This window comes from Streptomyces sp. NPDC017448 (genome assembly GCF_044330565.1).
Classification (GTDB): domain Bacteria; phylum Actinomycetota; class Actinomycetes; order Streptomycetales; family Streptomycetaceae; genus Streptomyces.
This window is the reverse complement of the sequence record NZ_JBIRLM010000009.1, coordinates 279,652-289,330: the sequence shown is the minus strand read 5'-3', so window position 1 is coordinate 289,330 and position 9,679 is coordinate 279,652. Positions and strand designations below refer to the sequence as shown.

8 protein-coding genes are annotated in these 9,679 nt (G+C 72.7%); 3 read left to right on the top strand and 5 right to left on the bottom strand.

Annotated elements, in window-relative coordinates; translation table 11 throughout:
* Positions 1-151 precede the first annotated feature (151 nt).
* Genes ACH4K1_RS17970 through ACH4K1_RS17950 form a run of 5 tightly spaced genes read right to left on the bottom strand, consistent with a single transcriptional unit; the run spans position 152 to position 5,650 of the window.
* Positions 152-1,465: a DUF58 domain-containing protein gene (locus ACH4K1_RS17970; protein WP_398090267.1), complete on the bottom strand. Its 1,314-nt coding sequence runs from the start codon at positions 1,463-1,465 to the stop codon at positions 152-154.
* A 13-nt stretch (positions 1,466-1,478) separates the two neighbouring features.
* Complete coding sequence (locus ACH4K1_RS17965) at positions 1,479-2,507, bottom strand: AAA family ATPase (RefSeq protein WP_398090253.1); 1,029 nt, start codon at positions 2,505-2,507, stop codon at positions 1,479-1,481.
* Entirely contained in the window at positions 2,504-3,751 is a 1,248-nt protein-coding gene (locus tag ACH4K1_RS17960) for a DUF4350 domain-containing protein (protein ID WP_398090252.1), read from the bottom strand. The genes ACH4K1_RS17965 and ACH4K1_RS17960 overlap by 4 nt, the downstream gene beginning before the upstream one ends.
* The gene (locus ACH4K1_RS17955; RefSeq protein WP_398090251.1) at positions 3,748-4,440 is read right to left on the bottom strand and encodes a DUF4129 domain-containing protein; all 693 of its coding nucleotides are present in this window, start codon (positions 4,438-4,440) and stop codon (positions 3,748-3,750) included. Before ACH4K1_RS17955 ends, ACH4K1_RS17960 begins: the two co-directional genes overlap by 4 nt.
* A 4-nt stretch (positions 4,441-4,444) precedes the next feature.
* Positions 4,445-5,650 (bottom strand): hypothetical protein, encoded by a 1,206-nt coding sequence (locus ACH4K1_RS17950; RefSeq protein WP_398090250.1) that lies wholly within the window; start codon positions 5,648-5,650, stop codon positions 4,445-4,447.
* Positions 5,651-5,790: 140 nt separating this feature from the next.
* Here ACH4K1_RS17950 and mtnA point away from each other — a divergent pair, with 140 nt between their 5' ends.
* Genes mtnA through mtrB form a run of 3 tightly spaced genes read left to right on the top strand, consistent with a single transcriptional unit; the run spans position 5,791 to position 9,668 of the window.
* Entirely contained in the window at positions 5,791-6,933 is a 1,143-nt protein-coding gene (gene mtnA, locus ACH4K1_RS17945) for an S-methyl-5-thioribose-1-phosphate isomerase (RefSeq protein ID WP_398090249.1), read from the top strand.
* 4 nt (positions 6,934-6,937) lie between these two features.
* A complete protein-coding gene (mtrA, locus tag ACH4K1_RS17940; RefSeq protein ID WP_007448372.1) occupies positions 6,938-7,627 on the top strand; it encodes a two-component system response regulator MtrA in 690 nt (229 codons plus the stop codon).
* Position 7,628: 1 nt separating this feature from the next.
* Entirely contained in the window at positions 7,629-9,668 is a 2,040-nt protein-coding gene (gene mtrB / locus ACH4K1_RS17935) for an MtrAB system histidine kinase MtrB (RefSeq protein WP_398090248.1), read from the top strand.
* The last annotated feature ends 11 nt before the right edge of the window (positions 9,669-9,679 follow it).

Here is a 9,679-nt window from a genome sequence, read left to right as displayed (position 1 = left end):
GGGGGACCCTGTGGGAGAGTAGGACGCCGCCGAACAATCATTGTGGGAAAGCCCCGCACCGTCATGGTGCGGGGCTTTTCTGCGTTCACCACCCGCTCCTCCCCGGCCCTTCTGCCGAGACAAGGGGGCCGGGGCGTAGCCGGCGGCCCCCTCAGAGACGGCCTGCCGCCTTCAGCGCCAGGTACGCGTCGGCAAGAGCAGGAGCGAGGCTGTCCGGAGTCGCGTCCACGACGACGACGCCATGGCGTCGGAGCCTGTCGGCCGTACGGTGTCGCTCCGCCTGGGTCCGGCCGGCCGCCGCCGCGTCGTACACCGACTCCACCGTCCCCCGACCCGCGGCCATCTCCTCGATACGAGGGTCGGAGACCGCGGCCAGCAGGACGGTGTGGCGCTGGGTGAGCTGAGGCAGCACCGGCAGAAGCCCCTCCTCGACGGGGGCGGCCTCCAACGTGGTGAGGAGAACGATCAGCGAACCGCGCGGGGTGTCGGTGAGGGCCGCGTTGCTGAGGCCGCGGGCATCGGTCTCAACAAGCTCGGGCTCCAGCGTGGCCAGGGTGTTGATGACGGATGCCAGAACATTGCCGGTGCCCGTCCGTCCCTGAACCCGGGCCCGGACCTGGCGGTCATAGGCGAGCAGGTTCACACGGTCGCCCGCCCGCGTGGCGAGGGCGGTCAGAAGGAGCGCGGCGTCCATGGAAGCGTCCAGGCGGGGGACATCGCCCACCCGGCCCGCAGACGTCCGCCCGCTGTCGAGGACGATCAGGATGTGCCGGTCCCGCTCCGGGCGCCACGTCCGGACGGCGACGGTGGAGTGACGCGCCGTGGCCCGCCAGTCGATGGAGCGGGTGTCGTCCCCCGGCACGTAGGCCCGCAGACTGTCGAACTCCGTGCCCTCACCGCGTGTCAGAACACTGGTGCGGCCGTCGAGCTCCCGAAGCCGGGCAAGCCGGGACGGCAGGTGCTTGCGGCTGGTGAACGGGGGCAGGACCCGTACGGTCCAAGGGGCGCGATGCTGTCCCTGGCGTGCGGCGAGGCCGAGCGGTCCGTAGGAGCGGACCGTGATGCGCTCGGCCTGCCGGTCGCCGCGCCGGGTCGGACGCAGGACGGTGACCAGACGACGCTGTTCCCCGGCGGGGAGCGTCACCGTATGGCGGGAAGCGCGGCGCTCGGTGCCCGGCACCCAGCTGCTGGGCGGCCAGGCGTCCCGTACCTGGGCACGCAGCCGTCGGCGGGACATGTTGGTCACGGTCAGTTGCACTTCAGCTTCGTCACCCATTCGAACAGATGTGTCACCGGATCGGGTGAAACGAAGCGTGCGCACTGGCGCGGCCAGGGCGTAGTCACACAGAATTGCCAGGGAGAGCGGTGCGTTGATCGCCAGCATTCCCGCCCAGCTAGGGGCGAGGATGCCTACGGGGAGTGACCCCAGAGCGGCCAGCAGTGCGGTTCGTCCGGTGAGGGCCACGGTGGTCACCGCCTCATCGGGGTACGGGGACGTGGGCGAGCACGGAGGCGATGACGGAGTCAGGGGTGACTCCTTCCATTTCCGCCTCGGGCCGCAGGTGGATGCGATGACGGAGCGTGGGGAGCGCGAGGGCCTTCACGTCGTCCGGGATGACATAGTCCCGGCCGGTCAGCCAGGCCCAGGCGCGGGCGGTCGACAGCAGTGCGGTGGCGCCTCGGGGGGAGACGCCGAGGGTGAGCGAGGGGGAGTCGCGCGTGGCACGGCAGATATCCACGACATAACCGGCTATCTCGGGGGAGACGGTCGTCTTCGCGACGGCTTCACGCGCTGCTTCCAGATCGGCCGCTCCGGCGACGGGGCGCACTCCGGCGGCCGTCAGGTCGCGCGGGTCGAACCCGTCGGCGTGGCGGGTGAGGACGTCGATCTCGTCCTTACGCGACGGGAGCGGAACCGTGAGTTTGAGCAGAAAGCGGTCCAGCTGGGCTTCGGGGAGGGGGTAGGTGCCTTCGTATTCGACGGGGTTCTGGGTGGCGGCGACGAGGAAGGGCTCGGGAAGAGGCCTCGGCGTTCCGTCGACGGTGACCTGACGCTCCTCCATCGCCTCGAGGAGGGAGGACTGGGTCTTGGGAGGGGTGCGGTTGATCTCGTCCGCGATCAGCAGATGGGTGAAGACGGGGCCGGGCTGGAAGGAGAACTCGGCGGTGCGCGCGTCATAGACCAGTGAGCCCGTGACGTCGCTGGGCATCAGGTCCGGGGTGAACTGGACGCGTTTCGTGTCGAGTTCGAGTGAAGCGGCGAGAGCGCGCACGAGGAGGGTCTTGGCGACCCCGGGCACGCCTTCGAGCAGCACGTGTCCCCGGCAGAGCAGCGCGACGACGAGCCCGGTGACGGCGGGGTCCTGGCCGACGACGGCCTTGGCGATCTCGGAGCGCAGAGCCTCCAAGGACGCGCGGGCCCTGTCGGACGGCTCCGGTGCCGCGGGGCTCACGGGGGCCGCGGCGGACTCCGCAGGCTCGGCCGGCTCGGGGGTCGGGGCGCTCATGAAGTGCGTACCTCTCTTTCGAGGGCGTCGAGTTGATCGGCGAGGAGGACCAGGGCGGCGTCGGTGGAGGGAGCCGCACCGAAGAGCAGCGCGCCGAGGTCGCGGTCCGCGCGGGTGATGCGCGCGGACACGGCGGGGAGGAGGACATCGGGGGTGTGCGCCTCGTGGGCGGGCACCCCGGCGAGCGGCGCGAGGCGTGTGCGGGCGGCGTCCCGGAGGGCGTCGGCCGCCCGGTCGCGGGCATTGGCCTTGCGGTAGAGGAGGGAGCGTCCTTCGGCGGTTTCGGAGGCGCGGACGGCCACCGGCAGCCGTTCCGCCACCAGGGGGCCGAGGCGGCGGCCGCGCCAGACGGCGGCGAGCACGGCGGCCAGGGCGAGCTGGACCGTCGCCCACAGCCAGCCGGAAGGGACGAGGTCGAGGAAGCCGCTCTCCTCTGCCGCGTCGTTCCTCGTTCCGTCCTCCGCCTGTTCATCGCTCCCGTCGCCGGGAGCGCCGTCGTCGGTTGTCGCGGAGGGATCGCCGAGAGAGGGGAGGTACCAGACGAGATGGGGACGGGAGCCGAGGAGTTGCAGGGCGAGCGAAGCGTTGCCCTGCTGGTCGAGACGCTCGTTGTGGAGGAGGACGGGGGAGCCGATGATGACGGTGTCGCCGTCCGTCCCGTTCGGAAGGACGACCAGGCTGGGGAGGCCCGCGCTCGGGTAGCAGGTGACGGCCGAGCGGTCCTGCGCGGTGTAGCGGAGGCCGCCCATCTCCGCCGTGCCGGCCCGGCGGGCGGCGGGGAGGTCGCACGCCGGGGCGAGGGCGCTGACGGCCTCCTGCCGCTCGGTGTGTACGCCGGGGGCGAGACGGGTCGTGGCCGCCGGGCCCGGGGCGACCAGCAGGGTGCGTCCTGCGGAAGAGGCCGCCTCTCCGAGGCGGAGCTGCTGCGACCGGGTCAGGAGGTTGGGGCCGGCGACCAGGAGCGTGGTGTCGGGGCCCGCCGCGGCGGTGGCCTCGCGGAGGGTGGTGGCGACGGTGACGGATACGCCGCGTGCTCTGAGGAGTTCAGCGACGGCGCGGCTGCCCCGGGGCTCTGCGGAGCGGGGATCGAGTTGTCCGTGGTTCGTTCCGGAGCGTACGGCGGCGAACGTGACGCCGGCGACGACGAGGACGAGGACGGCGGCCAGGACGCCTCGGGCACGGGTCCACACCTGGCCGGGGGTGGCCGCCGTCGAGGTGGGGGAAGCGGTGGTCGCCGCGGTCATCCGGTGGCTCCTCGGGACGTTCCGGGCAGCAGCGGCTTGGCCTCGCCGAGATCGAGGTCGAGGGTGCGCAGGGTCAGGTACGCGGGCTGGTCCGCGGTGCGGCCCCCGTACGTCACGTCGTCGAAACTCCGGGCGGCGGCGCGCAGCCGGGCCGCGTGCTCGGGCAGGGTGCGTCCTGCTTCCGCGGCGGCCTCGTCCGCGGTGCGGCCGGGGCGCGGGTCGAGCAGGGCGCGCTCTTCCAGGGACCGCACGATGGCGCGCATGCGTTCCTGCACGGCCTCGGTCCAGCGCAGGGCCGCCGCGTGGGCTTCGGCGGCGGCGCGGTGCTGGGCCGCGCTGCGGGGGCCGTCGCCGTCGAAGAGCGTGTCCGCCCTCCGAGGGGAGCGCTGCGGGGTGCCGAGCCGCCACCAGAGGGCGGCGGCGAGGCCGATGAGGAGGGCGACCAGGACGATGAGTCCGGCCGGTCCGCCGGGGGCGGCGCCCGCGGCGGCGTCGAAGACCCCGGAGATCCAGTCCCAGAACTCGTTCAGGGCGCGCTGGAAGAAGTTCGGGTCGTTCTCGTGGTACATCGGCTTGGACAGTTCGCTCTCCGCCGCCTCCCGGGCGGGGAGACGTGGCGTGTCCACGGGTATGTCCCCGTTCGCGCCGTCGGCCCGTGCCGTGATGATGACGCCCCCCGCCCCCGACACCGCATCAGCTCCTGGGGGTGTCGCCGTAGCCGGGAAGGCCCGCGGCCCGTGCGAGGTCGAGGTCCAGGGCTTCGCGGCGGATGCGCTGGTCCACGTAGAGCAGGGCCATGACGCCGCCGAGGAAGGGGTAGACCAGCGTCGAGATGATCACTTCACCGATGCCCGTGACGATGAGGAAGGGCCAGCCGGAGGGGGAGCCGCCGCCTTCGAGGATCTCGCTGAGGTCCGTGCCGTCGGCGATGACCGCGATCGCTCCGAAGGGCACGGAGACGATCAGGCTCAGGAGGAGGATCATCAGCTGGGTCAGCACGAGGATGCCGAAGGTACGCCACCAGGCCCCGCGGACCAGCTTGGCCGACCTGCGCAGCGCGGCGACGACGCCTTGCCGCTCCAGTACGAGCGCGGGGGTGGAGAGGGCGAAGCTCACCCACAGCCAGGGGATGAGGACGCAGGCCGCGAGGGAGCCGAGGAGAGCCAGCGCCGCGCCGGCCCCGGAGCCCAGCAGCAGCCCGGGGCCGATGCACACGGCCATCGTGGCGATGATGGCCAGGGGCAGCAGCAGGGCCAGGCCGGTCAGGGGAAGGAGCCGCGGGCGGACCTCGGCCCAGGTGTCGGAGAGCGTGGTGGGCCGGCCCAGTACGGAGCGGCTGACCACGACGGCGACGATCGAGGCGGTGAAGAGCGTGCCGATCATCGTGAGGAAGACGACCGGGCCCATGGAGAGCAGCGTCGACCGGGCGGACTCGGATGCCTGGCGGAGGGCTTCGGCGCCGGTGGCGTTCGGGTCGACGGAAGCCGGCTTCGGCAGCAGATAACGCTGCAGGAGCGTGAGCGCGATCTGGGTGACCACCGCGATCCCCAGGCTGAAGCCGAGTGCGGTGCGCCAGTGGGCGCGCAGGGCGGAGACGGAGCCGTCCAGGATCTCGCCGAGGCTCAGGGGGCGCAGCGGGACGAGGCCGGGCTTCGCGGCCGGCGGCGGTGCTGCCCAGCCCTGTCGCTGCGGGCCGCCGCCCCAGCCGGGGGCGGGCGGCCGTGCTCCGGGGCCGCCGGGACTGCTCGGTGGGGACCACTGCCCGGGAGGCGGCTGCTCAGGGGACCACTGCCCCGTCGCGCCGTTTCCGTCCTGGGGGTCGGAGGGGCGGGGAATCGCCGCCTCCTTGCCGTCGGAGGGGGCAGATCCGGGCGACGCCCAGCCCGGAGAGTCGTTCATTCTCGCTCCTTCACCGTCCTGACCGCTCATCGGGGCGACAGGTTGGCAGCCATCGTGCCACGCGCCCGCCGGGAGCCGACCGGCCGCTCCGTCTCCTTCGCCCCTTCATCTGCGGGGCGCCCACCGGGCAGACTGGACGGATGGCTGATCAGGACGCGCGACCGCCGGTGGGCTACGAGCCACCCCCGCTATCCGTACTCCGTTGGGACGAGCCACCGGAGGGCCCCGTGCTGGTGCTTCTCGACCAGACCCGGCTGCCCGCCGAGGAGGTCGAGCTGGTCTGCACCGACGTGCCCGCGCTGGTGCAGGCGATCCGGACTCTGGCGGTGCGAGGGGCCCCGTTGCTCGGGATCGCGGGCGGCTACGGAGTGGCGCTCGCGGCGGCGCGGGGCTACGACGTCGCGGAGGCGGCCGGTCTGCTGGAGCGGGCGCGGCCCACCGCGGTGAACCTCGCGTACGGGGTGCGCCGGGTGGCGGCGGCCTACTGGGAGGCTGTCCGGAAGGGGGCGGGGGCCGAGGCGGCGGCAGCGGCCGCGCTGGCCGGGGCACGGGCCCTGCACCGGGAGGACGCGCAGGCCAGCGGGCGTATGGCGGAGTACGGCGAGGCGCTGCTGGAGGAGTTGCTGCCCGGCCGCGGGTACCAGCTGCTGACCCACTGCAACACCGGGGCGCTGGTCTCCGGCGGCGAGGGGACGGCGTTCGCCGTGGCGTTGCGCGTGCACCGGCAGGGGCGGTTGCGACGGCTGTGGGTGGACGAGACGCGGCCGCTGCTCCAGGGGGCACGGCTGACCGCCTACGAGGCGGCCCGCAACGGCCTGGCGTACAGCCTGCTCACGGACAACGCGGCGGGGTCGCTGTTCGCGGCGGGGGAGGTCGACGCGGTGCTCATAGGCGCCGACCGCATCGCCGCGGACGGTTCGGTGGCGAACAAGGTGGGGAGCTACCCGCTGGCCGTGCTCGCGAAGTACCACCATGTGCCGTTCATCGTGGTGGCGCCGACGACGACGGTGGATCTGGAGACTCCGGACGGCGCTTCGATCACGGTCGAGCAGCGCTCCGGGAAGGAAGTGACGGAGCTCACATCCACAGCAGGCGTACCGGACGGTGATCGGGGCGTGAGGGCGCTCGCGCCCCTCGGGGCCCCGGCGTACAACCCGGCTTTCGACGTCACGCCGCCGGAGCTGATCACGGCGATCGTCACCGAGGAGGGCTCGATTTCCCCGGTCACGGGGGTCGCATTGGCCGAGCTGTGTGCCAGGTCATCGCCGGTAACGATGGGCTGATGGGATGATGTCGATTATGAAGGGACGCGTCCTTGTCGTCGACGACGACACCGCACTGGCCGAGATGCTCGGCATCGTGTTGCGTGGAGAAGGTTTCGAGCCGTCGTTCGTAGCGGACGGCGACAAGGCACTGGCCGCATTTCGTGAGGCCAAGCCGGACCTGGTGCTGCTCGACCTCATGCTGCCCGGAAGGGACGGCATCGAGGTGTGCAGGCTGATCAGAGCCGAGTCCGGTGTGCCGATCGTCATGCTCACCGCCAAGAGCGACACCGTCGACGTCGTGGTCGGCCTGGAATCAGGGGCCGACGACTACATCGTCAAGCCGTTCAAACCCAAGGAGTTGGTCGCCCGGATCAGGGCACGTCTGCGGCGGTCCGAAGAGCCCGCTCCGGAGCAGTTGACCATCGGTGACCTGGTCATCGACGTGGCCGGCCACTCCGTGAAGCGTGAGGGGCAGTCCATCGCCCTGACCCCGCTGGAGTTCGACCTGCTGGTCGCGCTCGCCCGCAAGCCGTGGCAGGTCTTCACCCGCGAGGTCCTGCTGGAACAGGTGTGGGGCTACCGCCACGCGGCCGACACCCGCCTGGTGAACGTGCATGTCCAGCGTCTGCGTTCCAAGGTCGAGAAGGACCCGGAGCGGCCGGAGATCGTGGTGACGGTCCGAGGCGTCGGCTACAAGGCCGGACCGAGCTGAGATGCCCCGAGGCAGCGCTGCTCCGGGGCCCGGCGAGCCGGGAGTCCGTACGGAGCGGGCTGCCGGCCCGGGGCGGAAGGCGCCACGTATGAGCCGTTTCCCGAGGGCCGGCCGGCTGTTCGAGGACCGGACGCCCGGCGGGCCCGTTCCGCGCCTGCTGATGCGGTGGGTGCGCCGCCCCCTGCTGCCCGCCGTCCGGCTCTGGCGGCGCAACCTGCAGCTGCGCGTCGTCGCGGGCACTCTGCTGATGTCGGTCGTGGTCGTGCTGCTGCTCGGCTTCGTCGTCGTCGAACAGGTGCGCAACGGCCTGCTCGACGCGAAGGGCAAGGCAGCCCAGACTCAGGCCGCCGGCGGTTTCGCCGCGGCCCAGGAGAAGGCCAACGCCCCTCTCGTCCCCGAGGGGCAGGGCGGTGAGCACGCGGACGGCATGACCGGCAGCACCTCCTGGCGCACCGAACTCGTCGACCAGCTCGCCAGCGGCGGCAAGAACGCCTTCAACGTGGTGGCGCTCAGCGTCGACTCGGTCTCCGAGGGGACGAGCAGCCGTGCCGCGCGCGGTTCGGGCAGCGTCGAGGCGTCCAGCGTGCCCGACCGCCTGCGCCGGAACGTGGGCGAGGGGCAGGGCGCGTACCAGACGTACTCCCTGATCCGGTACTCGTACGGCAAGGAGTCGCAGCCGGGGCTCGTCGTCGGCAAGCGGCTCTACGACATCGACCAGCAGCCCTACGAGCTCTACTACCTCTTCCCGCTCACGCAGGAGGAGAAGTCCCTGTCGCTGGTCAGGACGACCCTGGCCACCGCCGGGCTGTTCGTCGTCGTGCTGCTCGGGGCCATCGCCTGGTTCGTGGTGCGGCAGGTCGTCACGCCGGTGCGGATGGCGGCGGGCATCGCCGAACGGCTCTCCGCCGGCAAGCTCCAGGAACGGATGAAGGTCACCGGCGAGGACGACATCGCCCGGCTCGGTGAAGCCTTCAACAAGATGGCCCAGAACCTCCAGCTGAAGATCCAGCAGCTGGAGGAGCTCTCCCGGATGCAGCGGCGGTTCGTCTCCGACGTCTCGCACGAGCTGCGCACCCCGCTCACCACCGTCAGGATGGCCGCCGACGTCATCCACGAGGCGCGCGCCGACTTCGACCCCGTTACCGCCCGCTCCGCCGAACTGCTGGGCGACCAGCTCGACCGTTTCGAGTCGCTGCTCTCCGACCTGCTGGAGATCAGCCGCTTCGACGCGGGCGCCGCCGCCCTGGAGGCCGAGCCGATAGACCTGCGGACCGTGGTGCACCGGGTGATCGGCGGCGCCGAGCCGCTCGCCGAACGCAAGGGCACCCGGATCCGCGTCGTCGGCGACGACCAGCCGGTGATAGCCGAGGCCGATGCCCGCCGGGTCGAGCGCGTCCTGCGCAACCTGGTGGTCAACGCCGTCGAGCACGGGGAGGGCCGGGACGTCGTCGTGCGGATGGGCGTGGCCCAGGGCGCGGTCGCCGTGGCCGTGCGGGACTACGGGGTCGGGCTCAAGCCCGGCGAGGCGACCCGGGTCTTCAACCGGTTCTGGCGGGCCGACCCGGCGCGGGCCCGGACGACCGGCGGTACGGGGCTCGGCCTCTCCATCGCGGTGGAGGACGCCCGGCTGCACGGCGGCTGGCTCCAGGCGTGGGGCGAGCCGGGCGGGGGATCGCAGTTCCGGCTGACCCTGCCGCGTACGGCGGACGAGCCCCTGCGCGGTTCGCCGATACCGCTGGAGCCCGAGGACTCGCGGCGCAGCCGGGACGAGCGGGAACGCCACGAGGCCGGGGCGGGCGGGTCGGACGACCAGCGGCTGAGGTCCGTGCCGGCCCAGTCCGGGGCCGGCGAGCGGTCGCCGCTGCCCGTGCCCCCGCGCGGCCCCGCCGCCCACCACGCCGCCCCGGCGTCGGTGCACCCCGCAGCGCTGCCCGGCAACGGGGCGCGCGTCGTCGCGCGCCCCGCGCCGGAGCGTCCCGGCGGGCGGGCGGTCGCCGGCCTACCGGATTCCGACCAGGAGGACACCACTCGTGGGTACTGACCGCCGTCCGG

Coding starts and splice junctions, on each gene's coding strand:
- ACH4K1_RS17965 (WP_398090253.1), bottom strand. CDS start 2,507: ATGAGCGCCCCGACCCCCGAGCCGGCCGAGCCTGCGGAGTCCGCCGCG.
- ACH4K1_RS17960 (WP_398090252.1), bottom strand. CDS start 3,751: ATGACCGCGGCGACCACCGCTTCCCCCACCTCGACGGCGGCCACCCCC.
- ACH4K1_RS17950 (WP_398090250.1), bottom strand. CDS start 5,650: ATGAACGACTCTCCGGGCTGGGCGTCGCCCGGATCTGCCCCCTCCGAC.
- mtnA (WP_398090249.1), top strand. CDS start 5,791: ATGGCTGATCAGGACGCGCGACCGCCGGTGGGCTACGAGCCACCCCCG.
- mtrA (WP_007448372.1), top strand. CDS start 6,938: ATGATGTCGATTATGAAGGGACGCGTCCTTGTCGTCGACGACGACACC.
- mtrB (WP_398090248.1), top strand. CDS start 7,629: ATGCCCCGAGGCAGCGCTGCTCCGGGGCCCGGCGAGCCGGGAGTCCGT.